Source organism: Variovorax durovernensis (genome assembly GCF_977011995.1).
This window is the reverse complement of record NZ_CDRNCW010000001.1, coordinates 5,271,065-5,295,889: the sequence shown is the minus strand read 5'-3', so window position 1 is coordinate 5,295,889 and position 24,825 is coordinate 5,271,065. Positions and strand designations below refer to the sequence as shown.

Here is a 24,825-nt window from a genome sequence, read left to right as displayed (position 1 = left end):
GTTCACAGCTTCCTCGCAATCAGTTCTTTCATGACCTCGTTCGCGCCGCCGTAGATCTTCTGCACGCGCGAGGTGGTGTACATGCGCGCGATCGGGTATTCGTACATGTAGCCGTAGCCGCCGAACATCTGCAGGCACTCGTCCACCACGCGGCACTGCTGCTCGCTGCACCACCACTTGGCCATGTACGCGGCTTCGGCGTCGAGCTTTCCGTCCAGCAGCCGCTGGATGCAGTCGTTGACGAAGGTGCGCACCACGTGAGCGGTGGTGGCGATCTCGGCCAGCTTGTGGCGCGTGGTCTGCATCTCGAACAGCGGTGCGCCGAAAATCTTGCGCTCCTTCGTGTATTCGACGGTGAGTTCCAGGGCCCGGTCGATGATGGCCGCCGCAGGCACGGCGATGGTCATGCGTTCGTAGGGCAACTGGCCCATCAACTGCTTGAAACCAAGCCCTTCGACGCCCCCCAGGACTTGATCGACCGGCACGCGCACCCCGTCGAAGAAGAGTTCGGCGGTGTCCGACGCATGCAGGCCGATCTTGTCGAGCAGGCGGCCCACGCGGAACCCTGGCAGGTTCTCGGTCTCCACCACGATCAGCGAAAGGCCTCGGCTGCCCGCCTCGCCGGTGCGTGCGACCACAATCAGCAGATTGCAGGTGTAGCCGTTGGTGATGAAGGTCTTGGCACCGTCGATCACGTAGTGGTCGCCATCACGGCGCGCGCGGGTGGCGATGGCCTTGAGGTCCGTCCCGCAGCCGGGTTCGGTCATCGCAATGCCGAGCAGCATCTCGCCGCTGCTCAGCTTGGGCAGCCAGCGCTGCTTCTGCTCCTCGGTGCCGTAGTCCATGATGTAGTGCGCAGCGATGCTGTTCACCTGGACGTTGTTGGGCATTTCCGCTCTGGTCAACTCATCCTGTACCACCAGCTGGTAGGCAATGCTGGCCCCGGTGCCGCCGTAGGCTTCGGGCATTTCGGGCAGCATGAACCCCATCTCGCCGAAGGGCCGCCAGGTCTCGCGCGGGACGTAGCCCTGTTCGCGCCAAGCGGGCAGGTGCGGAGCCATCTCGGCGGCGATGTAGCGGCGCACCTGGTCGCGAAAGGTCTCGATGTCGCTGTCCATCCAGGGTTGACGGTGCAATTGCGGCAGCATGGGAGCGCTCCTCAGAAGGTTTGTACGATGAAGGTTTGAAAACTTGGCCAGCGATGCGGCCCCGGGTCATGCCCGCATACCCACAACGGGGCGGGCGAAGCGTCGAATCTCTGCGTTCTCAGTCTGTCCAGGGCATATGGTCGGCATTCAGCCCGTGCGCGTCTTGCCCGCCAGTGCATGGCAAGTTGACTTTGCGTGTGCAAGGGAAAGCCCGGCTGACTCGACCGGGCCGATGGCGGAGCCGTGAGCAGTCATGCCGCGTGCATCGCTGGGCGACACTCCAAAGCGTTGTTTGAATGCGCGGCAGAAATGGCTGGTGGAGTTGAAGCCCCAGTGAAAGGCGATCGCCGAGACCTGCAGATGCCGGCAGACCGGGTCAACGAGTGTCCGCCAGCACGCTTGCAATCGGCTTTCCAGGATGTGGCCGACCACCGTGGTATCGCCCTGCGCAAACAGCGCATGAAGGTAACGCAGTGAAATACCGTGCGCCGCGGCGATGCGTGCCGGACTCAGGTCATCCTCTTGAAAATGCTGGGCGATGTAGGCAAGTACTCGTTCGCGCAACGCGGCCATGGCCGTGAATCGAGTGGCGCTCTCCGGCTCTGGCAGCGCAATGTCCAGAAGCCCGATCACCGTGCGGCAAAGGGCGACGTGGGCGGAGGGCGGCACGGCGCCGATCTCCTTTGCCAACCCCATCAGGTGTTGGCTGAGCAGTGAGCCCACGCCTGTGTGACTGTCAATGCGGCAGGCTGCGGGCGGCTGCTTGCGGCCCGGTAGATGCTCGCGCATGAGCTGCCAGGGAATCATCAACGACACGCTGTGGGTTCGTTCCAGCACCTCATAGTCTTGCCGCTGATCGGTACGCCAGAGGAACATGTCGCCCTCGCAGATTGGCGTGTCCCACTGCTGCAACTGTACTCGGCCGCTCAGGTTCAGCTGCAGCCCCAGGCAGAACTCATCGTCGAATGACGAATGTCCAGGAGGAGACTGCTCGACGCAAGCACCGGTCACGGTGCATACCAAGGAGGCTCCGGCGAGTTCGTGTCGCCGCAACTTCGCCTGGAATGCAGCAGGCTTCGCCGGGGAGGAAAGACTCCAGCGCTGGAAGGAGTCCTTGAGGATCGCTTCCGTCGCATCTATCCTGCCCTCGATGGGCGCATGGTCGATGGACCATTCCATGGGTGACTGTTGCAGCACTTGTCGTCTCCTGAATCTGCCCCCAGACGCCGCAGCCCATCGGGACCGGAGCGTCGACACCGTGGCGTGCTTTCGTGCGGCGCTCAGGGTACCCAAGGCATACAGGCAATCGTAGGCAGCGGTGCTTGGCGCGGCAATGACGGATGGTCTCGATCAACTGACAAGGCACCTCTTTCGACGGATGGGGGAGCGAGGCAACCCCGCAGCCGAGCGGCCCTGCGCTAACCTCCCGGCATCGACGGCGAACTGAAGATGCAAGGAGACGATGATGGATCTGGGTGCAATGCTGGCAGGCAAGCGGGTGCTGGTCACGGGGGCCTCGTCGGGCCTGGGCGAGAACTTCGCTCGGCTGGCTGCTGGTTGCAAGGCCAAGGTAGTGATTGGGGCGCGGCGCAAGGCGCGGCTCGACAAACTCGCCCAGGAACTCGAAAAGCTCGGTTCGCCTCAGGTCACGGTGCTGGAAATGGATGTGGCTTCCGAGCAGTCCATCGACGACGCCTTCGCCGAGATAGACGCCTCGGGCACCATCCTCGACGTGGTGGTTAACAACGCCGGGGCTTCCAACGACGCCTTGTCGCTCACGCTGCCTGTGTCCGACTTCGACTCGCTGATGGAGACCAACGTGCGCGGCGTGTGGCTGGTGGCCGCGCGTGCCGCGCAGCGCTGGGTGGATGCGGGGCGGGGAGGCTCAGTCATCAACATCGCATCGATCCTGGGCGAACGCGTGATGCCGGGCGCCATGCTGTATGCCACGTCCAAGGCTGCAGTCGTGCACATGACCAAGAGCCTGGCGCTCGAATGGGCGCGCCACGGCATTCGCGTCAATGCCATCGAGCCGGGCTACATCGACACCGAGATGACCGATGCCATGTGGGATACCGACCATGGCAAGGCGCTTATCAAGCGCATCCCGATGCGCCGCCTGGGTAAGCCGGAGGAGCTCAACGGTCTGTTCCTGCTGTTCGCGACCGAGGCCGGGTCGTGGATGACCGGCGCCTGCGTGCCAGTGGATGGCGGGCATCTGTGCTCGTCGCTTTGAGTGCGACCGCGTCGAAGCAGCGCTACGTTTTTTGGGTGCGCGAACGATAGACGCCTGGCGTGCTGCCGGTCCATGACTTGAAGGCCCGCTGGAAGGCGGTGCCGTCGGCGAACCCCAACTCGGCGGCGATGGCGCTCAGCGCGGCATCGGTGCTGGTCAACCGAACGATCGCCATGTCGCGCCGTAACTCGTCCTTCAGCACCTGAAAGGACTTGCCCTCCACGGCCAGATGCCGCTGCAGTGCGCTGACCGACATGTGCAAGCGCTGCGCGGCGACAGTCAGATCGGGCCACTCCGGGCACGCTTGCTGCAATAGCGCGCGCACCCGCGCGCTGGCTGTCCGCTCGATTAGACGCGGGCCGATCAGGTTGCCCGGTGTGGCACGCAAAAAGGTCTGGAGCGCGGCGGTGTCACGGCGCATCGGCTGCGTGAATGCGGATGCCTCGAACCAGACCGCCGACCGCGCCTGCCCGAACCGCAACGTGCCCGAGAAGATTTGGGCATAGTCTGCGGCACGCGGCGGTGGCTCGAAGGCAAAATCGAGCCCTCTGGGCACCAGTCGGCCGCCGTGCAGCCATACCAGCAGACGCCAGAAAACGCGCAACAGCAGCCCGTGCAGGAAGTCTGAATGTTTGCCCAGGGCGTGGCGCACGTCCAGAGCAGCACCCTTGAGCAAGCCATCAGAGACGGGCACAAGCGCCACGTCGTCCTGCAGCAGGGCGAAGGATGCACTCACGCGCTGCAAGGCGGCTGCCAGCGTCTTGGCCCCGAGCGTAGAGCGAGCCATCAGCGCAAAGCTGCCGCAGCGCAACGGCCGACCGTGTAGATGGCCTAGGCATTCGTCGTCCAAGCTGTTCTTCACGGCACTGAAGAGTGCGATGTATTGCTCTATGGTCACACGCGACTGCTCCAGATGCAGCAGCGACTCGGCGATGCGGGCCTGCGCCAGAACGCCATCCAGCCAGGACTCGGTGGCCAGTCCTTTGCTGCGCGCGCCGTCGAGCAGGCCATGCACGGCAAAAACAGGAACAGTGACGACGGGTTTCAACATGGTCAAAGGGAGCAACGATAGCTGGCGCTGAATCCGAAATTACACCAAGAAAACGGCCCGCTAACGATGTAGCGTCCGGCTGCGGTCAACCGGATTTTGCCTTGTGCATACAAAGTCAACTCGCCATGCACTGGCGGGCAAGACGCGTATGTGCCGAGTGCCCAGAATACCGCTTGGTAGCACACCCAGGGACGACCCGTGGACGTTCGGCATCGATGCATTCGCATGAATGCTTCTTCGGCAACGGCATGTCGGTGTGCTCACCCGAATAGCCCAGCAACCAGGAGAGAGTGAATGTCTGTCTGCGCCGTGCCTTTGCGCAACATGCTGATTGATGCGGTGATGCGCGAACGTCGTTCCGTGCGCGCCTTTCTGCCGACCCCGGTGTCGCAAGAAGCGGTGGCCCAGATTCTGTCGGTGGCAGCCAGCGCGCCCAGTGGCACCAACACCCAGCCGTGGCATGTCATTGCCGTGGCGGGCGAGGCGAGGAAGCGCCTATGCGACCGTGTATTGCACGCCTTTCACCATGAAGAGGGAGAGCACCAGTCCGAATACGACATCTACCCGGCCGAGTTCTTCGAGCCCTACCTGACCAGGCGGCGTCGGTGCGGTTTCGCTCTTTATGCCGCAGTCGGAATCTCCAAGGGAGATACGGATGCCATGCGCGCTCAACATGCACGCAACTTTGCCTTCTTCGATGCGCCGGTCGGTTTGATCTTCACCTTGGACCGGCGCATGGTGCAGAGCAGTTGGGTGGACTACGGGATGTTCTTACAGAACATCATGCTGGCGGCCCGCGCACGAGGCCTGGATACCTGTTCGCAGATGGCGTGGACCCTTTACCCGCGCCTTCTGGCTGAAGCCCTGCAAATCCCGGACGGGCAGATGGTCCTGTGCGGCATGGCACTGGGCTATGCCGACCCGGCGGCCGTGGTGAACCGCGTGCGCACCGAGCGTGAGCCGGTCGAGAACTTCACACGCTTCAGCGGCTTCTAGAAATCTTGTCATACCAACTAATCGCGTCGTAAGCCGCCTGAGAAATTCAGCCGCCCTGAAGCGGTTGATCGACCGGGCCTTGTCCTGGTGGGTAGGGTCATGCATGGATGTATGCCCTATGGGGCAGACGGGTTGAACCCACAAAGAGGAGTAAGCAATGTCTACCTACGCCGCGCCCTTGCGCGACATGCTGTTCACGATGAAGGAAGTCGGAGGCCTGGATGCGATCTGTGCCCAGCCGGGCCATGAAGAAACCACGCCCGACCTGGTCGAGGCCATCCTGCAGGAGGCTGCCCACTACGCCACCGGCGTGCTTGATCCGCTGAACCGCACCGGCGACGTGCAGGGCGCGCGCTGGCACGACGGCCAGGTCACGCCAGCCGATGGCTTTCGCGAAGCCTGGGCCAGCTTCTGCGAGAACGGCTGGAACGGCATGCCCGCTGCCACCGAATGGGGCGGCCAGGGCCTGCCCACGCTGGTGTCCACAGCCGTGCTGGAGATGTGGAAGTCGTCCAACCTCGCGTTCAGCCTGTGCCAGATGCTCACGCTGGGCGCGGTGGAAGCCATTGCGCACCATGGCAGCGACGCACTCAAGCGCCGCTTCCTGGAGCCCATGGTCGCGGGCCGCTGGACCGGCACCATGAACCTCACCGAGCCCCAAGCAGGCTCCGACTTGGCCGCGCTGCGCAGTCGCGCCGTGCCCGAAGGCGACCATTACCGCGTCAGCGGAAACAAGATCTTCATCACCTGGGGCGAGCACGACATGGCCGAGAACATCGTCCACCTCGTGCTGGCGCGCCTGCCCGATGCACCGCCCGGCGTGAAAGGCATCTCGCTGTTCCTGTGCCCGAAGTACCTGGTCAACGACGACGGCTCCCTGGGCGAACGCAACGACCTGGCCTGCACCTCCATCGAGCACAAGATGGGCATCCACGGCAGCCCCACGGCGTCGATGAGCTTTGGCGACTGCGGGGGCGCGATCGGCTACCTGGTCGGCGAGCCGAACCAGGGGCTGGCCTGCATGTTCACGATGATGAACCATGCGCGGCTGAACGTCGGCCTTGAAGGCGTGGGCATCGCCGAGCGCGCCTACCAGCGCGCACGCGCCTACGCGCTGGAGCGGGTGCAGGGCAAGCCACTGCTCAGCGGCAGCACCACCATCGCCGGCCACCCGGACGTGCGGCGCATGCTGATGGACATGAAGGCCCGCACCGAGGCCATGCGCGCATTGGCCTATTTCTGCGCCGGCCAGATGGACCGCGCCGCAGGCCACGCCGACGCGCAAGAGCGCGAGCAGGCGCTGGCCCTGGTCGGCCTGCTGATCCCGGTGGTCAAGGGCTGGTGCACCGACAGCGCACAGGGCATCACGTCCGATGGTGTGCAGGTGCATGGCGGCATGGGTTACGTCGAGGAAACCGGCGCCTCACAGCACTTGCGCGACGCGCGCATCACGACCATCTACGAAGGCACGACGGGCATCCAGGCCAACGACCTGATTGGCCGCAAGCTGGCGCGCGAGGGCGGGCGCACGCTGAAGGCACTGCTGGGCCGCATCGACGGCGATGCGCGCCGGTTGGCCGAGATGCCCGATGCCGCGCTGGCGCAGATCGGCGGCGTGTTAGCGGCTTCGGCGCGTGCGCTGGGGGACGCGGCCGACTGGCTGCTGGCCCACGACGACCAACCCGCGCAGTGCGCGGCGGGCGCCGTGCCCTTCTTGCGGCTGGCGGGCACGGTGATCGGCGGCTGGCTGTCGGCGCGCATGGCCGAAGCCGCCACTGCGCAACTCGCGGCGAGATCTGGCGATGCGGGCTTTCTCGGCGCCAAGCGTGCCACGGCCAGCCACTACGCAGCGCATGTCCTAGTGCAGGCGCCGATGTTGCGCGACATCGTCACGGGCGGCGCCGCCAGCACGCTGGCCCTGGCGGATGATCAACTCTGAATGATCCTGAAAGGAAACCCTCCCATGAAAATCCTGGTTCCCGTCAAGCGGGTGGTTGACTACAACGTCAAGGTCCGCGTCCAGAGCGATGGCAGCGGCGTGGACATCGCCAATGTCAAAATGAGCATGAACCCCTTCGACGAGATTGCCGTCGAAGAGGCTGTGCGGCTCAAGGAGAAAGGCGCGGCAACGGAGATCGTCGCCGTCTCGTGCGGCGTGTCCCAATGCCAGGAGACGCTGCGCACCGCCATGGCCATCGGTGCCGACCGCGGCATCCTGGTCGAGACCAATGAAGAACTGCAGCCGCTGGCCGTGGCTAAGCTGCTCAAGGCCCTGATCGACAATGAACAGCCCGGCCTCGTGATCCTGGGCAAGCAGGCCATCGACGACGACTGCAACCAGACCGGCCAGATGCTGGCGGCGCTGGCCGACCTGCCGCAAGCCACCTTCGCCTCCAAGGTCGAGATCGCCGGCGACAAGGCAGCCGTGACCCGCGAAGTGGACGGCGGCCTGGAAACCCTCAGCCTTACGCTGCCCGCCGTCATCACCGCCGACCTGCGCCTGAACGAGCCGCGCTACGTCACGCTGCCCAACATCATGAAGGCCAAGAAAAAGCCGCTGGACACCGTCAAGCCCGAAGACCTCGGCGTGGACGTGGCCCCGCGCCTGAAGAACTTGAAGGTCAGCGAACCCGCCAAGCGCGGCGCCGGCGTGAAGGTGGCCGACGTGGCCGCCCTGGTCGAGAAACTCAAGAACGAAGCGAAGGTGATCTGACATGACCGTACTCGTAATCGCTGAACACGACAACGCGACCATCAAGGGCGCGACGCTCAACACCGTGACGGCCGCCGCAGCCTGCGGCGGCGACGTGCACGTGCTGGTGGCCGGCCACAACGCCGGCGCTGCCGCACAGCAAGCCAGCCAGATCGCCGGCGTTGCCAAGGTCATCCACGCCGACGGCGCCAGCCTGGCCCACGGCCTCGCCGAGAACGTGGCCGCCCAGGTGCTGGCACTCCATGGCAGTGGTGCCGGCAACTACAGCCACATCCTGTTCCCCGCCACCGCCAGCGGCAAGAACGTGGCCCCGCGCGTGGCTGCCAAGCTCGACGTCGCCCAGATCAGCGACATCACCAAGGTCATCTCCGCCGATACCTTCGAGCGCCCCATCTACGCCGGCAACGCCATCGCCACCGTGCAGTCTGCTGATGCCGTGAAGGTCATCACCGTGCGCACCACCGGCTTTGACGCCGCCGCCGCCACGGGTGGCAGCGCCGCTGTCGAAACCGCTGCTGCGGCCGCCGACGCTGGCAAGAGCAGCTACGTGGGCAGCGAGATCGCCAAGAGCGACCGCCCCGAACTCACCGCCGCCAAGATCATCGTGTCTGGTGGCCGTGCGCTGGGCAGCAAGGAAAAGTTCGACGAAGTCATCACCCCCCTGGCCGACAAGCTGGGCGCTGCCATCGGCGCCAGCCGTGCTGCCGTGGATGCGGGCTACGCCCCCAACGACCTGCAAGTGGGCCAGACGGGCAAGATCGTCGCGCCGCAGTTGTACATTGCCGCCGGCATCTCGGGCGCCATCCAGCACCTGGCCGGCATGAAGGACTCCAAGGTGATCGTGGCGATCAACAAGGACCCCGAGGCCCCGATCTTCAGCGTGGCCGACTACGGGCTGGAGGCGGACCTTTTCGCAGTTGTGCCGGAATTCGTCAAGGCCTTTTAAATTGGATGAGATACACCATGGAGCTTCGGCATTTACGTTGCTTTATAGCGGTGGCCGAAGAACTTCACTTCGGCCGCGCAGCGGAAAAGCTGCACATCGATCAGTCCCCTTTGTCGCGCACCATCAAGGAGATAGAGGAAGAGCTCGGGGCGCAACTGTTCACGCGAACCACGCGAAGCACCCGCCTGACCTTTGCCGGAATGGCATTCCTGGAGCGGGTGCCGCGAATCTTCGAAGCTCTGAAACAGGCGTGTGACGGCGTCAAGTCCGCCGCCAGTGGGTTTCAGCGACAGTTGCGCATCGCTTTGTCCGATGGCATCACGCCCTCGCGAATGCCGACGCTGCTGGCACAGTGCCGAGCGGAAGATCCAGAGATTGATGTTCGGCTATTTGAGGTGCCGTTGGATCAACAGATCAAGGGTCTGCACGATGACCTGTATGACGTCGGCTTTTCGATGGCCGAAGAGGTGGGCGACGGCATTGTGGTCAGGCCTGCATGGGAAGACGAACTGATGGTGGCGGTCCCAGCTCGCCATCCTGTTCTGGCCCACAAGCACGTGCCGTTGGAAGAAGTGTTGCGCTATCCGCTGGCGCTATGCGATCCGGCGATATGCGAAGGCCATGCACGCCAAGTTGATCGCGTTTTGCAGCGCTACGAGCAACAGCCACTGATCGCCCAGCGCGTGGCGTCCTATGAGGTGATGATGACCTTGGTCTCAGCCGGATTGGCGCTCGGTTTGGCGGGCGCCGCGCACATTGCATCCGGCCGTGGGCCAGGTGTTGTGGCCCGGCGCTTGGCGGGCAAGCCGCAGATGCTGGCCACGTATCTGCTGCACCGTGACGTGGAGCCCTCCGAAATGCTGGCCCGGTTCATCGAACGAGTGGCCTCCATTGATTCGGCGGATGGCTCCAGCGCCGCCGAGGACTCCTGATCCACCTGCTGAAAGGACCCAAGCCATGACCCGATTCCTGCCGCTGCTGATGGTTGCCGCACTGACGGGCTGTGGACCATCCCAACCGACGGAAACCGTGGACTTCCTCGTTGCCCATCCCGAGCGCCTCAAAGAAGTCCAGCGCCTGTGCAAGGAAGACCGCGCGAAGGCAGGAGAAGAACTCTGCCGCCGTGCGGCCGAAGCCGCCAACCGGCGTTTCTTCGGCGATCGGCCGGAACAGCAATCCAAATAGCGCCCCGCGCCGTCGCCTGGCCGCGACAGAGTTCTTGCTGTTACCTCATCACGCCGCAGCGCGCTCGCGCATGCGGCATTTTTATTGCCTTCGCCACAGCAAGAAGTCTGGCCATTTTGGCCTGAATCCCCGCTATAACGGTCTTTGACCGACCTGCACGCTCGCCTTGATCCTCGGCACTACGGCATGTCCCTGTGCCGTAGCGGGAGGTTGGCCAATGCAAGGAACGAACGTGCTGTTCGGTCAGATTGCCGTTGTCTTCGGCATCGTGATCGCTGGCGTATGGAGCGCCACGCAATGGACAGCAGCGGCGCTGGGCTACCAGCTACGCCTGGGTTCGCCCTGGTTCGATTTCCTCGGCACGCCGGTCTATCACCCCTGGCGCCTGTTCGAGTGGTGGTTCTTCTTCGACGCCTACGCGCCGCATGTATTCGACGTGGGCGGTGCCATTGCCGCAGGCAGCGGCCTGATCGCGGTGGTGGTTGCCGTCGGCATGTCGATCTGGCGCTCGCGCCAGTCCAAGCTGGTCACGACCTACGGCACGGCGCGCTGGGCCAATGCGGAGGACATCCACAAGGCGAGTCTTGACCGGTCTGCGGGCGTATTCCTTGGCCTGCATCGCCAGCAGTACCTGCGGCACGAAGGCCCGGAGCATGTTCTGACCTTCGCGCCTACCCGCTCGGGCAAGGGCGTGGGCCTAGTGGTGCCCACCTTGTTGAGCTGGCCCGCATCGGCCGTCATTCACGACATCAAGGGCGAGAACTGGAGCATCACCGCTGGCTGGCGCTCGCGCTTCTCGCACTGCCTGCTGTTCAACCCGACCGATGCGAAGTCGGCGGCCTACAACCCGCTGCTGGAGGTGAGGCGCGGCGCGCACGAAGTGCGCGACGTGCAGAACATCGCAGACATTCTGGTCGATCCCGAAGGAGCACTGGAGCGGCGCAACCATTGGGAGAAGACCTCGCATGCGCTGCTGGTTGGGGCCATCCTGCATGTGCTCTACGCAGGCGAAGACAAGACGCTGCGCGGTGTCGCCAACTTCCTCAGCGACCCGGCCTGTCCCTTCGAGCTTACCCTGCATCGGATGATGACCACGCCGCACATCGGCGATGGACCGCATCTGGTGGTGGCATCGGCAGCGCGTGAAGTCCTGAACAAATCGGACAACGAGCGTTCCGGCGTGTTGAGCACCGCCATGTCATTCCTCGGCCTGTACCGAGACCCCACGGTGGCCGAAGTCACCTCGCGCTGCGACTGGCGCATTGCCGACCTGATCGCGGCCGAGCATCCCGTGTCGCTGTATCTCGTGGTGCCGCCTTCGGACATCAGCCGCACCAAACCGCTGATCCGCCTGATCCTCAACCAAATCGGGCGGCGGCTGACGGAATCACTCGATGGCAGCGATGGCATCCAGCGCCGTCACAAGCTGTTGCTGATGCTCGATGAATTCCCGGCGCTTGGGCGCCTGGACTTCTTCGAGACGGCGCTGGCCTTCATGGCGGGCTACGGCATCCGCAGCTTCCTGATCGCGCAGTCGCTCAATCAGATCGACAAAGCCTACGGCCAGAACCATTCCATCCTCGACAACTGCCATGTGCGCGTGACGTTCGCCACCAACGACGAGCGCACGGCCAAGCGGATTTCCGAAACCCTTGGCACCGCTACCGAGCTGCGCGCGCAGCGCAACTACGCGGGACATCGACTCGCACCGTGGCTGGGGCACCTAATGGTGTCGAGACAAGAAACCGCCCGCCCGCTGCTCACGCCGGGCGAGGTGATGCAGCTGCCGCCCGATGAGGCGGTGGTGATGGTTTCCAGCGTCGCGCCGATCAAGGCCAAGAAGCTGCGCTACTACTCTGACGCGAACTTCCAGCGGCGCGTGCTGCCGCCTCCTGTACTCGTTGCGGGGCGCTACGCCGACGTGCCTCCCTTACGGCCCGACGACTGGAGCGGGCTGACGGTTCCTCCCGTTCCGGTGGCGCCTGCAACCGAAGCCGTTGAAGGCTTCCCCTCTGCCGCTGACGACGGCGGCCCGCGTCGCCAACCCGAACTCTCCGAAGCCGCCGCCTACGACCCCGACCTGGCTGCGCCTGCAGCCGACCTCGGGCTGCTCGATGACGATGACATGCAGCTTCCCCTTCCTCGCCAGCTCGACCCGGCCCTGCAGCGCACGGCCCGGCTGGCTTCCCTTGACCCTGACGACGGAATCGACCTATGACCCAACACCGCCTCAATGTGTTCATCCAGCCGGAGCACAGCAAGCGGCTCGATGAACTGGCCGCCAAGAAGGGCGTGTCCAAGTCCAGCATCGTCGCGGCGGCCCTGGCCTCCTGGCTGTCGCCCGATGCGGCCGACCAGCGCGAGGCGGCGATTGCCAAGCGACTGGATCGCCTGTCGCGCCACGCCGAGCGTCTGGAGCGCGACCAGAACATTGCCATCGAAACATTGGCGCTGTTCATCCGCTATTTCCTCACTGTGAGCACGCCCGTGCCCGAGGCCCATCAGGACGCCGCTCGCGCCCAGGGCAAGGCCCGCTTCGAGCAGTTCGTCGAACAGCTCGGACGGCATTTGCTGCGCGGGCGCAGCCTGGTGCGGGATGTGGTGGAGGAACTGCACCCCGATCCGACGCGATCGGAGGGCGCGGCGGCCGCTGCAGATGCCCAGGAGCGTGCCTTATGAGCGCCGTTCTTTCCTCCTTCACGGCCACCTCGCTGGATCGCCGCATTCAGATGCTACGCACGGCCATGGGGCCGCTGATCGCCGCCGCGCTCGAAGACCCGGACGTGGTGGAAATCATGCTCAACCCCGACCGCACGCTCTGGGTGGATCGTCTGTCCACGGGCCGCGCCCCGATGGGCGAGGAGCTGTCCGAGGCTGATGGCGAACGCATCATCCGTCTCGTGGCCGCCCACGTCGGCGCCGAGGTGCATCGCGGCCAGCCGCTTTTGACGGCAGAGCTGCCCGAGACCGGCGAACGCTTCGAGGGCATCCTGCCGCCCGCTGCACCGGGGCCAGCCTTCGCCTTGCGCAAGCGTGCCTTTGGTGTGATCCCGCTGTCGCGCTACATCGAGGACGGGATGATGACCGCCGCACAGGCTGGTTTGCTGGTGCGCGCCGTGCGCGAGCGCCAGAACATCCTGATCGCGGGCGGCACCAGCACCGGCAAGACCACCTTGGCGAATGCGCTGCTGGCCGAAATCGCCGCCACGGGCGACCGCGTGCTGGTGCTCGAAGACACGGTGGAGCTGCAATGCGCGGCGCGCGATCACGTACCGCTGCGCACGCGCCAGGGCGTCGTGTCCATGACCGAGCTGGTGCGTTCGTCCATGCGCCTGCGCCCGGATCGTGTGGTCGTCGGCGAGGTGCGCGGCGCCGAGGCACTGGATCTCATCAAGGTCTGGGGCACCGGCCACCCCGGCGGCATCGCCACGATCCACGCCGGCTCCGCGCTGGGCGCGCTGCTGCGCCTGGAGCAACTGATTCTCGAAGTGGCGGTGAACCCGCCCCGTGCGCTGATCGCGGAAGCGGTCAACGTGGTCATCCACATTGCCGGGCGCGGACGCAAGCGCCGCATCGAGAGCATCGCTCGGGTCGTCGGCTTCGACGGCTCGGGCTACCAACTGGCGGATGCGCTGGAGGCTCCATTCCCGGAGCTGCTGCCGCAGTCCGACCTTTCTTCCGTGTCCCCTGATCAACCTGGAGAACTGCCATGACGCAGATGATCGTTCCTGCTTTCCGTATTTCTGTAAACCCGCTTGCCCTGCGCTGCCACCCCGCGCGGCTGGATGGCTTGGCGCGCCCGGCCCTGCAGGGTCTGATGCTCGCGGCGCTGATGCTGCTGCTCGCAGGCACCGCGCAGGCCGCAGGTTCCTCGATGCCCTGGGAGGGGCCGCTGCAATCCATCCTGGAGTCGATCCAGGGTCCGGTGGCCCGGATCATCGCGGTCATCATCATCATCGCCACGGGCCTGGCGCTGGCCTTCGGCGATACCTCGGGCGGGTTCCGCAAGCTGATCCAGATCGTCTTCGGTCTGTCGATCGCGTTTGCCGCGTCCTCGTTCTTCCTGTCGTTCTTCAGCTTCTCGGGCGGGGCCGTCGTATGAACGCGGCCCACGATGGCGTGCAGGGGTTCGCTCCAGGTTTCGAGGTGCCCCTGCATCGCTCGCTGACCGAGCCGATCCTGCTGGGCGGCGCGCCGCGCACAGTGGCGATTGCCAATGGCACCTTGGCCGCCGCCGTGGGCTTGGGCCTGCAACTGTGGATTCCGGGCGTGGTGCTCTGGATCGCCGGCCATGCGCTGGCGGTCTGGGGTGCGCGTGTCGATCCGCAGTTCATGCAGGTCTTCGCGCGCCACATCAAGCACCGGCCGCTGCTGGACGTGTGAGGGGAATGCCATGCTGAACCTTGCCGAATACCGCCAGCGGCCGGCGCTGCTGGCCGACTGGCTGCCTTGGGCCGGGCTGATCGCGCCGGGCGTCGTGCTGAACAAGGATGGCGCCTTCCAGCGCACGGCGCGCTTTCGGGGGCCTGACCTCGACAGCGCGACGCAGGGCGAGTTGATCTCCACGTCGGCGCGGCTGAACAACGCGCTGCGCCGCCTGAGCTCGGGCTGGGCGCTGTTCATCGAAGCCGAGCGCCGGCCCGCGGCCAGCTACCCGCACTCGGAGTTTCCTGAGCCGCTGTCCTGGCTGGTGGACGAGGAGCGCCGCGCCGCCTTCGAGGACTCGGGCAACCATTTCGAGAGTGGCTACCACCTCACGCTGGTGTACCTGCCGGCCGAGGAGTCGCGCGCCCGCGCAGCAGGGCTGCTCTATGAGAACCGACCCACCGAAGGCGTGGATTGGCGCGAGCGCCTAACTGCCTTCGTCGCGGAGACGGATCGCATCTTTGACCTGCTCGATGGCGTGATGCCGGAGATCGTCTGGCTCGATGACAGCCAGACGCTGACCTACCTGCATGCCACCGTTTCAACGCGGCGTTACCGCGTGGGCGTGCCCGAGGTGCCATTCCACCTCGACGCTCTGCTAGCCGACGCGCCGCTGATCGGCGGCCTGGCACCGATGCTGGGCGACCAGCATCTGCGCGTGGCGACGGTGCGCGGTTTCCCGACCTCGACCTGGCCGGGGATTCTGGACGACCTCAACCGCCTGGGATTTGGGTATCGCTGGAGCACGCGCTTTCTGTGCCTCGACAAATCCGAGGCGGAACGGGAGTTGGGGCGCTTGCGCCGCCAGTGGTTCGCCAAGCGCAAGAACGTCATCGCGCTGCTGCGCGAGACGATCTTCCAGCAAGAAAGCCCGCTGGTCGATACCGACGCCAGCAACAAGGCCACCGATGCCGATGCCGCCTTGCAGGAGCTGGGCAGCGATCAAGTGGCCTTCGGCTACGTGACAGCGACCGTCACCGTCATGGACGCGGATGCCGCCGTGGCCGACGAGAAGCTGCGCAGGGTGGAGCGCGTCATCCAGGGGCGTGGCTTCGTCACCATCCCCGAAACGCTCAACGCCGTGGATGCGTGGCTGTCGTCCATTCCGGGTCATGCCTACGCGAACGTGCGCCAGCCCATTGTCTCCACGTTGAACCTGGCGCACCTGATGCCGGTGTCGGCGGTATGGGCCGGGCCGGAGAAGAACGCGCACCTCGACGGCCCGCCGCTGATCGTCACGCGCACTGAGGGCGCGACGCCGTTCCGGCTGGTGACGCACATCGGCGACGTGGGCCACACGCTGGTGGCTGGTCCTACGGGCATGGGCAAGTCGGTGCTGCTCGCCACATTGGCGATGCAGTTTCGGCGCTATCGCGGCTCGCGCATCTTTGCCTTCGACATGGGACGCTCGATGCGCGCCACCATCCTCGGGCTGGGTGGCGAGCACTACGACCTCGGGATGGATGGCGAGATCGCGTTTCAGCCTCTCGCCCGCATCGACCGCGAGGGCTACCGCACCTGGGCCGCCGAATGGATCGAAGGGCGCTTGCGGCATGAGGGTGTAGCCGTCGGCCCCGAAGAGAAGGCCGCCATCTGGTCGGCGCTCGGCAGTCTCGCCGGTGCGCCGGTGGAGCAGCGCACGATGACCGGCCTGTCGGTGCTGCTGCAATCGAATGCGCTGCGCCAGGCGCTCGCGCCGTACGTGCTGGGCGGCGCCCACGGCAAGCTGCTGGATGCGGATTCGGATCGCCTGGGCGCCGGCTCCGTGCAGTGCTTCGAGATGGAGGAACTGATGCACAGCAAGGCCGCCGTCATGGCCGTGCTGCATTACCTCTTTGCGCGCTTCGATGAACGCTTCGACGGTGCGCCCACGCTGCTGATCCTCGATGAAGCGTGGCTGTTCCTCGATGACCCGGTGTTTGCGGCGCGCATCCGCCAATGGCTCAAGACGCTGCGCAAGAAGAACGTGAGCGTCATCTTCGCCACGCAGAGCCTGGCGGACATCAAGGATTCGAGCATCGCGCCCGCAATCATCGAGAGCTGCGCGAGCCGCATCTTCCTGCCCAACCCACAGGCGACCGAGCCGCAGATCAGGGTTATCTACGAAGGCTTCGGGCTGAACTCGCGCCAGATCGAGATCGTGGCGACCGCGCAGCCCAAGCGCGACTACTACTACCAATCCCGACTCGGCAACCGCCTGTTCGACCTCGACCTGGGCGCCGCGACGCTGGCCTTTGCGGGCACGTCCACGCCGCAAGACCAGCGCGACATCGACGCGGTGCTCGCTGCCGCTTCATCCGCTTCCACCCCGTTCGTAGCCGCGTGGCTGCGCCATCGCGGCCTGAATTGGGCCGCCGACCTGCTGTCCTCGTTCCCGTCCACCCATCTCCAGGAGAACCCATCATGAAAAAGCGTCTTCTCGCCGCCGCCGTCGCGGCCATGCTTTGCACCGCTACCGCCGTGCAGGCGCAATGGGTCGTGATCGACCCCACGAACCTCGTGCAGAACACGCTGACCGCGATCCGCACGCTGGAGCAGATCAACAACCAGATCAAGCAGCTCCAGAACGAAGCGCAGATGCTCATCAACCAGGCGCGCAACCTGGCCAGTCTGCCATCCAGCGTGGTCGGCCAGCTGCGCGCCAATCTGGCGACCACCCAGCGGCTGATCGCGCAGGCCAAGGGCTTGGCCTATGACGTGACGAATCTGGATCGGGAATTCCAGCGCCTGTACCCCGAGCAATACGCCGCCACCGTGAGCGGCAACCAGATGTACCGCGACGCGCAGGAACGCTGGAAGAACACGCTCGATGGCCTGCAGACCACCATGCAGATGCAGGCTCAGGCATCGCAGAACCTGAGCGACGACGAAGGCGTGCTGGCCGACCTCGTGGGCAAGAGCCAATCGGCGGTGGGCGCTTTGCAGGCGATGCAGGCCACGAACCAGTTGCTGGCCCTGCAGGCCAAGCAGTCGATCCAAACGCAGCGGCTGCAGATCACGCAGGATCGCGCGGGCTCGCTGGAACTGGCGCGGCAGGCCGCCGCCGTGGAGCGGGGCCGCGAGGTGAACCGGCGCTTCCTGGGTGAGGGCACGCCGTACACGCCGCGGTCCGTCGATTTCTACAGTCGTTGACGGAGCCAGGCCATGAACGACGTTTCGGTCATTGACCGCTTCCTCGACATCTTCTCGCGCTACATCGACTCGGGCTTCGGACTGTTGCATGGCGAGGTGGCGTTCCTGACCGCAACGTTGATCGTCATCGACATGACGCTCGCCGGGCTGTTCTGGGCGATGGGGCATGCCACCGGCCAGGGCGAGGACGTGATCGCCAAGCTGATCCGCAAGGTGCTGTACGTGGGTGCCTTCGCCTACATCATCGGCAATTTCAACACCCTGGCGGGCATCCTGTTCCGCTCATTCGCCGGGCTGGGCCTGACGGCCAGCGGCTCGACCTTGAGCATGGGCAACTTCCTGCAGCCGGGACGGTTGGCCAAGGCCGGTATCGACGCAGCGGCGCCCATCCTCGACCAGATCCGGGAGATGGCGGGCTTCCCGGAGGTCTTCATCCACATCGCGCCCATCGTCGTGCTATTTCTCGCTTGGCTGGTGGTCATCGTCAGCTTCTTCGTGCTGGCGGTGCAACTCTTCGTCACGTTGATCGAGTTCAAGCTGACCACGCTGGCGGGCTTCGTGCTGGTGCCGTTTGCCCTCTGGAACAAGACAGCGTTTATGGCCGAGAAGGTGCTGGGCAACGTGGTGTCCTCGGGCATCAAGGTGCTGGTGCTCGCCGTCGTCGTGGGTATCGGCTCAGGGCTGTTCGCCGAATTCAGGATACCGCCCGGTTCCGAGCCGTCCATCGACCAGGCGCTGGTCATCATGCTGGCCTCATTGTCCATGCTGGCCCTGGGCATCTTTGGGCCGGGCATTGCGACAGGCTTGGTGTCCGGTGGGCCACAGCTCGGCGCGGGCGCGATGGCCGGTGCTGCCATCGGCGCAGCCGGAACCGCCGTGGCGGTCGGTGCCGCGGCTACCGGCGTCGGAAGCGCAGTGGCGGCCGGGGCACGCATGGCACCCGCCGCCGCCCGCTCGATGGCATCGACCGCCAGCAGCGCCAAGTCGACGTACCAGGCGGGCTCCACTTCGGCCGGTGGCGGCCTGAAGGGTGCCGCCGCCGGCGTGGGCAATGTTGCCAAGACCGGCGCGCAGGCGGCCGGGCAGAAAGTCGCCGATGGGGCGCGGTCGATGAAGGAACGCATGGCGGCGGCCTTTCGGCCCGATGACGCGCCGGCCTCCGGCGCCGCGCACGCCGACCCTGACGCTAGCGGATCGGCTCCGTCTGCCGAACAACCCGCCTGGGCCAAGCGCCTGCACCGCAGGCAGCAACTCACCCATGCCGCGACGACCGCCGCCCACACGCTGCGCGGCGGCGACGGCGGCAGCTCCAGCCAGGGGCCAAGCCTGCGTGATTCCGATTCCTGATCTTGAAGGAGAACTCCCATGCGATTCAAAAGACCGCAGGTGCGCTATGCCAACACACCGCAGCCTGCTACCCCGTACCAATCCGCCGCCCAGGCCTGGGACGAGCGCATCGGCTCGGCCCGCGTACAGGCGAAGAACTGGCGGTTCATGGCCTTCGGCTGCCTCACTTTGGCCGTACTGATGGCCGGTGGCCTGGTCTGGCGTTCCGCGCAGTCCATCGTCACCCCCTACGTCATCGAGGTGGACAACTCGGGTCAGGTGCGCGCTGTCGGCGAAGCGGCCACGCCGTACCGGCCCAGCGATGCGCAGATTGCTTACCACCTCGGCCGCTTCATCGGTCTGGTGCGCTCGCTGTCCATCGACCCCATCGTGGTGCGGCAGAACTGGCTCGATGCCTATGACTACACGACCGACAAAGGCGCCGTGGTGCTCAACGAGTACGCCCGCGTGAACGATCCGTTCGCGCGTATCGGCAAGGAGTCGGTGACGGTGCAGATCAGCAGCGTGACCCGCGCCAGCGACACGTCGTTCAACGTGCGCTGGACGGAGACGCGCTTCGTCAACGGCGCGCTGGATCGCACCGAACGCTGGAACGCCGTGGTGTCCATCGTGCAGCAGACGCCGCGCACCGAGCAGCGCGTGCGCAAAAACCCCCTGGGCATCTACGCCAACGGGCTGTCGTGGAGCCGCGAACTGGAAGCGAACGAAGGAGCAAAACCATGAATGATCTTTTCCGTAAATCCGCCTTGCCGATCATGCTGCTTGCCCTCACGGGCTGCGCTACGCAGGGCAAGCCGCCGCCGTCCATCTCGCTCGATGAGCCGGTGCAGGCCCAGCCGCTGCCGGAGCCGCCTACGCCTGTGGAGGTAGTGGCTGTGCCGCAGGTGCTGCCGATGCCAGCGCAGATGAAACCTGTGCCGGATGCCAAGTCCGTCGCAGAACCCGCCGATGAAACCGTGCGCGTGTCTCGCGCCAACGCCGAGGCGCGTATTGCGCCCACGCGCGAGGGCTACGTCAACGCGATTCAAGTGTGGCCCTTCACAGATGGCGCGCTGTATCAGGTCTATGCGGCCGTGGGCCGCGTGACGGTGATCGCGCTCCAGCCTGGTGAGGAGCTGGTGACGGTGGCTGCTGGCGACACGGTTCGCTGGATCGTCGGGGACACGTCGAGCGGCAGCGGCGATGCGCTGCGCGTCAATGTGATGGTCAAACCGATCCGCTCGGGGTTGAAGACCAACCTAGTCATCACCACCAGCCGGCGCACCTACCTGCTGGAGCTGACTTCGACCGAGAAGACGTGGATGGCGTCGTTGTCCTGGGAGTACCCGAAGGACAAGATGCTGGCCCTGCAGCGCCAGGCGCAAGCGGCCAGCGCCGTCGCGCCGGTCGATAGCGGCCTGTCGCTGGAGAAGATCCGCTTCCGCTACGCGGTCAGCGGCAGCAATCCGCCGTGGAAGCCGCTGCGCGCCTTCGATGACGGCGGGAAGGTCTACATCCAGTTCCCGCCGGGCATCGCGCAGGGCGAGCTGCCGCCGCTGTTCGTCATCGGCGCGCAGGGCGACGGGCAGTTGGTGAACTACCGTTTTCGGTCGCCGTATTACATCGTGGATCGCCTGTTCGGTGCGGCCGAACTGCGCCTGGGCGGAGACAAGGGCGATGTGGTGCGGATCGAGCGCACCGATGGCGTTTCCGGTGGCACGCGGAGGAACTGACCATGAGCCAGGACGACACTCGCGATCTTGGCACGCCACAGGCGGGCAAGGTCGCGCCCGAGGCGGTGGCGCTGCGCGCCCAGCCGCGCCCGGTCACACGCCTGAATCGGCGCACCTTGGCCATGCTCACGGGCGGCCTGTCGGTCGCCGTGCTAGGGGCCACGATCTGGTCATTGCAGCCACATCGGCGCGGCGCAGGCGAGCAGACCGAGCTTTACAACGTGGATCGCGTCTCGAAGTCCGAGGGGCTGGATGGCCTGCCTTCGGATTACTCCAAGCTGCGGAAGGTGCCGGAGCTGGGGCCGCCGCTGCCGGGCGATCTCGGCCCTGCCATCGTGAAGGCGCAGCAGCCGGTGACACCCACGTATGCGCCACCGGGCCACGACCCGGAGGACGCTCGGCGCAAGGAAGCCGAAGCGGCAGCGGCTTCCTCGGTGTTCTTCCATTCTGGTACGCCCGGCAAGACCGCAGCGCCAGCGACTGCGCAAGCGGCTGGCCCGGCATCGACCTTGGCGGGCTTCGACCCGCTGGCCGCTGGGCCGGCCTCGACGGCTGCCCAGCCTGCCGACCCGACCGCCGTGCAGAACCGGCAAGACCAGAAAGAGGCTTTCCTGAAAGGCGGTTCTACGGAAACCCGCAATTCTGGCAATCTGCAAATGCCAGCCTCGCCGTACCAGATGATGGCCGGGACGGTGATCGCCGGGGCGCTGGTGACAGGCATCAAGTCGGACCTGCCGGGCGACGTGATTGGCACGGTGACGGAGCCGGTCTACGACTCGGCCACGGGCAAGTTTCTGTTGATCCCTCAGGGCTCGCGCCTCATGGGCAAGTACAACAGCCAGATGAGCTATGGGCAGAGCCGCGTGCAGGTGGTGTGGAACCGCATTATCTTGCCGGATACGTCTTCGCTGAAGCTCGACAACCTCGCGGGCGCCGACCCGGCCGGCTACTCCGGCCTGGAGGATGGCGTCGATTGGCACTGGGATCGCGTCTTTGCCGGTGCGGCGCTGACGACACTGCTGGGCGTGGGCGCGGAGCTGGCCGCGCCGGAGAACCGGCAGAACGGCAACCGCATCGTGATTGCCGGGCGCGACAGCGCGCAGGACAGCATCAATCAGGTCGGCCAGGAGATGACCCGGCGCAACATGAACATTCAGCCGACCTTGACGGAGCGGCCGGGCCTGCCGGTGCGGATCATCGTCAACCGCGATCTGGTGTTGCGACCGTACCAGCCGATGTTCTTCCAGCGGGGGGCGATGCGATGAGCACGACGAAGAAATTGCGGCTGGGGCCGCTGCCCAAGCTGGAGTCCACGAAGCTAACCTTTGCGTGCTCGGTCAGCCTGAAAGCCGACCTTGACCGCTATGCCGCGCTGTACGCGCAGGCGTATGGGGAGGCGGTCGATGCCACGATGCTGATCCCGTACATGCTGGAAACCTTCATGGCGGGGGATCGAGGATTCAAGCGCACGCAGACCAAGAACGAAAAAGCCGCCTCTGCTTGACAGAGGCGGCTCTTGAATTGGTGCCCGAGGCCGGAATCGAACCGGCACGCCTTGCGGCGGGGGATTTTCTTCCCACTTCGGCTTTCGCCGCCGCCGTCTCCGAAGAAACGGCGTTCGTGGGCTGGAGCACGCCTTCACCATAGCCTTTCGGCCGTAGGTGCCCGCCGTCTGCTCTCTACACCTTCCGAGGAGCCTTTCGGCTCCAGGGCTTGGCTCGGTATTAGCTCGGACTTGCGTCCAGGGCCTTCGCCGAGTTTGACGGGCTTCACCTCTGGGGTTTCCCCCGGAGGGCTCAAATTTGGTCTGAGTCCCCTGCGTCTACCAATTTCACCACTCGGGCATGACGCACGATGCTACTTCAACTATCTACTCCTCACTGGGAGCCAGCTTGCATCGTCCTGGCTCCTAGCTGACTCCTGGCTCGAAATGCAGGCATCTCGATCAAGAGGCGATTTATCACTCAATCCCTTGTCCCATGCGGCTTGGCAGGCAGTGACCTCAAGCAAGAACTACGTAGAAGTCCCTATTTTTGAGTCCCCTGCGTCTACCAATTTCACCACCCGGGCAGGGTTCTGAACGAAGCCCAAAATTATGGCACAGTGGCTGCCATGAATTATCCGACGATCGAAGATGCCATCGGCAAGACCCCCCTGGTCGCCCTGCAACGCATCCATGCCGCAGAAAATGCCAAGCGTGGCAACGTGATTCTCGGCAAGCTGGAAGGCAACAATCCAGCAGGTTCGGTGAAAGACCGGCCGGCCCTCTCGATGATCAAGCGCGCCGAGGAGCGCGGTGAAATCAAGCCCGGCGACACGCTGATCGAAGCCACCTCCGGCAACACGGGCATTGCCCTGGCCATGGCCGCGGCCATCAAGGGCTACCGCATGGTGCTGATCATGCCGGAGGACCTCTCCGTGGAGCGTGCCCAGACCATGAAGGCTTTCGGCGCCGAACTGGTGCTCACGCCCAAGAGCGGCGGCATGGAATACGCGCGCGATCTCGCCGAGCAGATGGTCGCGCAGGGCAAGGGCCTGGTGCTCGACCAGTTCGCCAACCCCGACAACCCGCGCATCCACTACGAGACCACGGGCCCCGAGATCTGGGCCGACACCAAGGGCAAGGTCACCCATTTCGTGAGCGCGATGGGCACCACCGGCACCATCACCGGCGTCTCGCGCTTCCTGAAAGAGAAGAACCCCGCCATCCGCATCATCGGCGCGCAACCGGCCGAAGGCTCGCGCATTCCGGGCATCCGCAAATGGCCGGCCGAATACATGCCGAAGATCTTCGACCCGAGCAGGGTCGACCAGGAAATCAGCGTGAGCCAGGACGACGCGGAAGAAATGTGCCGCCGCCTTGCGCGCGAAGAGGGCATCTTCGGCGGCATCTCGGCCGCCGGTGCGCTCTGGGCCGCGCTCGAGGTGTCCAAGACGGTCGAGAACGCGACCATCGTGTTCGTGGTCTGCGACCGCGGCGACCGCTACCTCTCCACCGGCGTGTTCCCGGCCTGATCGTCTTCAGCCAACCCGCGGCCCGACTCCACGCGGGCGGCGCCATAAAAAGAAAAGAGACCCCATGCCCCATCCCAAGTTTTGCCAGGTCTGTGCCACGCCGCTCGAGTGGATCGCGCTGATGGAAGACGGCGGCCCCAAGGAGCGCCTGCGCTGCCCCAACTGCGGCCACACCCACTGGAACAATCCCACGCCCGTTCTCGCGGCCATCGTCGAGTACCGCGGCCAGGTGCTGCTGGCGCGCAACGCGGCATGGCCGGTCAAGATGTATGCGCTGATCACCGGCTTCATGGAGGCCGGCGAGACGCCGGAGGAGGGCGTTGCGCGCGAGGTCAAGGAAGAAACCAACCTGGACGTCAGCGCCCTCAAGATCGTCGGTGCCTACGACTTCCAGCGCATGAACCAGGTCATCATCGCCTACCACGTGGTGGCCGACGGCGAGGTCAAGCTCTCGCCCGAACTGGTCGACTACCGCCTCTACGACCTGCCCGACCTGAAGTGCTGGCCCGCCGGCACCGGCTATGCGCTGGCCGACTGGCTGCGCACGCGCGGCCACGAGCCCGTGTTCTTCACCGCCGCGGAAAACGAAGAGCGCCGCCGCGGCCTGAACCTGCCGCCGGAGCCCGAGGAGCGTGGAAGTGCAAGTTGACCGCGAACTCGACACGCGCGGGCTGAACTGCCCGCTGCCCATCCTCAAGGCGAAAAAATCGCTCAACGAGATGGCGAGCGGGCAATTGCTGAAGGTGGTGTCGACCGACCCCGGGTCGATCCGCGACTTCCAGGCCTTTGCGCGCCAGACTGGCAACGAGCTGATGGAACAGGAAACCATCGGCACCGACTTCATCCATGTGCTGAAGCGCCGCTGACAAAGCCAAAGAAAAAGGGCCGCAGCAGCGGCCCTTTGCACAAGCGCGATGCG

General features: G+C 65.3%; 25 protein-coding genes. 22 read left to right on the top strand and 3 right to left on the bottom strand.

What is annotated here, in order from left to right; all coding sequences use genetic code 11:
- Positions 1–2: 2 nt before the first annotated feature.
- Both ACWV14_RS25150 and ACWV14_RS25145 read right to left on the bottom strand, forming a co-directional pair.
- A complete protein-coding gene (locus tag ACWV14_RS25150; protein ID WP_016452528.1) occupies positions 3–1,148 on the bottom strand; it encodes an acyl-CoA dehydrogenase family protein in 1,146 nt (381 codons plus the stop codon).
- Positions 1,149–1,295: 147 nt separating this feature from the next.
- Positions 1,296–2,327: a helix-turn-helix domain-containing protein gene (locus ACWV14_RS25145; RefSeq protein ID WP_017405984.1), complete on the bottom strand. Its 1,032-nt coding sequence runs from the start codon at positions 2,325–2,327 to the stop codon at positions 1,296–1,298.
- A 286-nt stretch (positions 2,328–2,613) separates the two neighbouring features.
- On the opposite strand from ACWV14_RS25145, the gene ACWV14_RS25140 reads away from it, so the two are divergent.
- Positions 2,614–3,384, top strand: coding sequence for an SDR family NAD(P)-dependent oxidoreductase (locus ACWV14_RS25140; protein WP_016452526.1), 771 nt, complete (start codon positions 2,614–2,616; stop codon positions 3,382–3,384).
- Between the two features lie 22 nt (positions 3,385–3,406).
- Here the strand turns inward: ACWV14_RS25140 and ACWV14_RS25135 are convergent, their stop codons facing one another.
- Complete coding sequence (locus ACWV14_RS25135; protein WP_016452525.1) at positions 3,407–4,435, bottom strand: AraC family transcriptional regulator; 1,029 nt, start codon at positions 4,433–4,435, stop codon at positions 3,407–3,409.
- Between the two features lie 294 nt (positions 4,436–4,729).
- Here ACWV14_RS25135 and ACWV14_RS25130 point away from each other — a divergent pair, with 294 nt between their 5' ends.
- From ACWV14_RS25130 to ACWV14_RS25030, 21 genes are all read left to right on the top strand, one after another.
- Positions 4,730–5,431, top strand: coding sequence for a nitroreductase (locus tag ACWV14_RS25130; protein ID WP_016452524.1), 702 nt, complete (start codon positions 4,730–4,732; stop codon positions 5,429–5,431).
- Positions 5,432–5,588: 157 nt separating this feature from the next.
- Entirely contained in the window at positions 5,589–7,370 is a 1,782-nt protein-coding gene (locus ACWV14_RS25125) for an acyl-CoA dehydrogenase (protein ID WP_016452523.1), read from the top strand.
- A gap of 24 nt (positions 7,371–7,394) precedes the next feature.
- Positions 7,395–8,144, top strand: a complete 750-nt coding sequence (locus ACWV14_RS25120) for an electron transfer flavoprotein subunit beta/FixA family protein (protein ID WP_026382504.1) — start codon at positions 7,395–7,397, stop codon at positions 8,142–8,144.
- A 1-nt stretch (position 8,145) separates the two neighbouring features.
- Positions 8,146–9,090, top strand: coding sequence for an electron transfer flavoprotein subunit alpha/FixB family protein (locus tag ACWV14_RS25115; RefSeq protein WP_026382503.1), 945 nt, complete (start codon positions 8,146–8,148; stop codon positions 9,088–9,090).
- Between the two features lie 17 nt (positions 9,091–9,107).
- Positions 9,108–10,022 carry a LysR family transcriptional regulator gene (locus ACWV14_RS25110; protein ID WP_016452520.1) on the top strand — a complete coding sequence of 305 codons (915 nt, stop codon included), beginning with the start codon at positions 9,108–9,110 and terminating at the stop codon, positions 10,020–10,022.
- A gap of 25 nt (positions 10,023–10,047) precedes the next feature.
- Entirely contained in the window at positions 10,048–10,275 is a 228-nt protein-coding gene (locus ACWV14_RS25105) for an EexN family lipoprotein (protein ID WP_016452519.1), read from the top strand.
- Positions 10,276–10,492: 217 nt separating this feature from the next.
- Complete coding sequence (locus ACWV14_RS25100) at positions 10,493–12,493, top strand: conjugal transfer protein TraG (protein ID WP_016452518.1); 2,001 nt, start codon at positions 10,493–10,495, stop codon at positions 12,491–12,493.
- Positions 12,490–12,954, top strand: coding sequence for a hypothetical protein (locus ACWV14_RS25095; protein ID WP_016452517.1), 465 nt, complete (start codon positions 12,490–12,492; stop codon positions 12,952–12,954). Before ACWV14_RS25100 ends, ACWV14_RS25095 begins: the two co-directional genes overlap by 4 nt.
- A complete protein-coding gene (gene trbB / locus ACWV14_RS25090) occupies positions 12,951–13,988 on the top strand; it encodes a P-type conjugative transfer ATPase TrbB (protein WP_016452516.1) in 1,038 nt (345 codons plus the stop codon). Before ACWV14_RS25095 ends, trbB begins: the two co-directional genes overlap by 4 nt.
- Positions 13,985–14,377, top strand: coding sequence for a TrbC/VirB2 family protein (locus ACWV14_RS25085; protein WP_016452515.1), 393 nt, complete (start codon positions 13,985–13,987; stop codon positions 14,375–14,377). The genes trbB and ACWV14_RS25085 overlap by 4 nt, the downstream gene beginning before the upstream one ends.
- The gene (locus tag ACWV14_RS25080) at positions 14,374–14,658 is read left to right on the top strand and encodes a VirB3 family type IV secretion system protein (RefSeq protein ID WP_016452514.1); all 285 of its coding nucleotides are present in this window, start codon (positions 14,374–14,376) and stop codon (positions 14,656–14,658) included. Before ACWV14_RS25085 ends, ACWV14_RS25080 begins: the two co-directional genes overlap by 4 nt.
- A gap of 10 nt (positions 14,659–14,668) precedes the next feature.
- The gene (gene trbE, locus ACWV14_RS25075; protein ID WP_016452513.1) at positions 14,669–17,107 is read left to right on the top strand and encodes a conjugal transfer protein TrbE; all 2,439 of its coding nucleotides are present in this window, start codon (positions 14,669–14,671) and stop codon (positions 17,105–17,107) included.
- The gene (gene trbJ, locus ACWV14_RS25070) at positions 17,104–17,832 is read left to right on the top strand and encodes a P-type conjugative transfer protein TrbJ (RefSeq protein ID WP_016452512.1); all 729 of its coding nucleotides are present in this window, start codon (positions 17,104–17,106) and stop codon (positions 17,830–17,832) included. The genes trbE and trbJ overlap by 4 nt, the downstream gene beginning before the upstream one ends.
- 12 nt (positions 17,833–17,844) lie before the next feature.
- A complete protein-coding gene (trbL, locus tag ACWV14_RS25065; RefSeq protein ID WP_016452511.1) occupies positions 17,845–19,179 on the top strand; it encodes a P-type conjugative transfer protein TrbL in 1,335 nt (444 codons plus the stop codon).
- A gap of 18 nt (positions 19,180–19,197) precedes the next feature.
- A complete protein-coding gene (gene trbF / locus ACWV14_RS25060) occupies positions 19,198–19,902 on the top strand; it encodes a conjugal transfer protein TrbF (protein ID WP_016452510.1) in 705 nt (234 codons plus the stop codon).
- On the top strand, positions 19,899–20,891 hold the full coding sequence (trbG, locus tag ACWV14_RS25055; protein ID WP_016452509.1) for a P-type conjugative transfer protein TrbG: 993 nt from the start codon (positions 19,899–19,901) through the stop codon (positions 20,889–20,891). Before trbF ends, trbG begins: the two co-directional genes overlap by 4 nt.
- Positions 20,892–20,893: 2 nt before the next feature.
- Positions 20,894–22,156: a TrbI/VirB10 family protein gene (locus ACWV14_RS25050; RefSeq protein WP_016452508.1), complete on the top strand. Its 1,263-nt coding sequence runs from the start codon at positions 20,894–20,896 to the stop codon at positions 22,154–22,156.
- Positions 22,153–22,395 (top strand): DUF2274 domain-containing protein, encoded by a 243-nt coding sequence (locus tag ACWV14_RS25045; RefSeq protein ID WP_016452507.1) that lies wholly within the window; start codon positions 22,153–22,155, stop codon positions 22,393–22,395. The genes ACWV14_RS25050 and ACWV14_RS25045 overlap by 4 nt, the downstream gene beginning before the upstream one ends.
- A gap of 608 nt (positions 22,396–23,003) precedes the next feature.
- The gene (cysM, locus tag ACWV14_RS25040) at positions 23,004–23,906 is read left to right on the top strand and encodes a cysteine synthase CysM (protein ID WP_454904338.1); all 903 of its coding nucleotides are present in this window, start codon (positions 23,004–23,006) and stop codon (positions 23,904–23,906) included.
- A gap of 64 nt (positions 23,907–23,970) precedes the next feature.
- A complete protein-coding gene (locus ACWV14_RS25035) occupies positions 23,971–24,555 on the top strand; it encodes an NUDIX domain-containing protein (RefSeq protein ID WP_454904336.1) in 585 nt (194 codons plus the stop codon).
- Complete coding sequence (locus ACWV14_RS25030) at positions 24,545–24,772, top strand: sulfurtransferase TusA family protein (protein WP_422087928.1); 228 nt, start codon at positions 24,545–24,547, stop codon at positions 24,770–24,772. The genes ACWV14_RS25035 and ACWV14_RS25030 overlap by 11 nt, the downstream gene beginning before the upstream one ends.
- Positions 24,773–24,825: the final 53 nt, after the last annotated feature.

Coding starts and splice junctions, on each gene's coding strand:
- trbG (WP_016452509.1), top strand. CDS start 19,899: ATGAATGATCTTTTCCGTAAATCCGCCTTGCCGATCATGCTGCTTGCC.
- ACWV14_RS25105 (WP_016452519.1), top strand. CDS start 10,048: ATGACCCGATTCCTGCCGCTGCTGATGGTTGCCGCACTGACGGGCTGT.
- ACWV14_RS25145 (WP_017405984.1), bottom strand. CDS start 2,327: ATGGAATGGTCCATCGACCATGCGCCCATCGAGGGCAGGATAGATGCG.
- trbE (WP_016452513.1), top strand. CDS start 14,669: ATGCTGAACCTTGCCGAATACCGCCAGCGGCCGGCGCTGCTGGCCGAC.
- ACWV14_RS25125 (WP_016452523.1), top strand. CDS start 5,589: ATGTCTACCTACGCCGCGCCCTTGCGCGACATGCTGTTCACGATGAAG.
- ACWV14_RS25095 (WP_016452517.1), top strand. CDS start 12,490: ATGACCCAACACCGCCTCAATGTGTTCATCCAGCCGGAGCACAGCAAG.
- trbF (WP_016452510.1), top strand. CDS start 19,198: ATGCGATTCAAAAGACCGCAGGTGCGCTATGCCAACACACCGCAGCCT.
- trbL (WP_016452511.1), top strand. CDS start 17,845: ATGAACGACGTTTCGGTCATTGACCGCTTCCTCGACATCTTCTCGCGC.
- ACWV14_RS25080 (WP_016452514.1), top strand. CDS start 14,374: ATGAACGCGGCCCACGATGGCGTGCAGGGGTTCGCTCCAGGTTTCGAG.
- ACWV14_RS25150 (WP_016452528.1), bottom strand. CDS start 1,148: ATGCTGCCGCAATTGCACCGTCAACCCTGGATGGACAGCGACATCGAG.
- ACWV14_RS25035 (WP_454904336.1), top strand. CDS start 23,971: ATGCCCCATCCCAAGTTTTGCCAGGTCTGTGCCACGCCGCTCGAGTGG.
- trbB (WP_016452516.1), top strand. CDS start 12,951: ATGAGCGCCGTTCTTTCCTCCTTCACGGCCACCTCGCTGGATCGCCGC.
- ACWV14_RS25130 (WP_016452524.1), top strand. CDS start 4,730: ATGTCTGTCTGCGCCGTGCCTTTGCGCAACATGCTGATTGATGCGGTG.
- ACWV14_RS25100 (WP_016452518.1), top strand. CDS start 10,493: ATGCAAGGAACGAACGTGCTGTTCGGTCAGATTGCCGTTGTCTTCGGC.
- ACWV14_RS25120 (WP_026382504.1), top strand. CDS start 7,395: ATGAAAATCCTGGTTCCCGTCAAGCGGGTGGTTGACTACAACGTCAAG.
- cysM (WP_454904338.1), top strand. CDS start 23,004: ATGAATTATCCGACGATCGAAGATGCCATCGGCAAGACCCCCCTGGTC.
- ACWV14_RS25140 (WP_016452526.1), top strand. CDS start 2,614: ATGGATCTGGGTGCAATGCTGGCAGGCAAGCGGGTGCTGGTCACGGGG.
- ACWV14_RS25085 (WP_016452515.1), top strand. CDS start 13,985: ATGACGCAGATGATCGTTCCTGCTTTCCGTATTTCTGTAAACCCGCTT.
- ACWV14_RS25115 (WP_026382503.1), top strand. CDS start 8,146: ATGACCGTACTCGTAATCGCTGAACACGACAACGCGACCATCAAGGGC.
- ACWV14_RS25135 (WP_016452525.1), bottom strand. CDS start 4,435: ATGTTGAAACCCGTCGTCACTGTTCCTGTTTTTGCCGTGCATGGCCTG.
- ACWV14_RS25045 (WP_016452507.1), top strand. CDS start 22,153: ATGAGCACGACGAAGAAATTGCGGCTGGGGCCGCTGCCCAAGCTGGAG.
- ACWV14_RS25110 (WP_016452520.1), top strand. CDS start 9,108: ATGGAGCTTCGGCATTTACGTTGCTTTATAGCGGTGGCCGAAGAACTT.
- trbJ (WP_016452512.1), top strand. CDS start 17,104: ATGAAAAAGCGTCTTCTCGCCGCCGCCGTCGCGGCCATGCTTTGCACC.
- ACWV14_RS25050 (WP_016452508.1), top strand. CDS start 20,894: ATGAGCCAGGACGACACTCGCGATCTTGGCACGCCACAGGCGGGCAAG.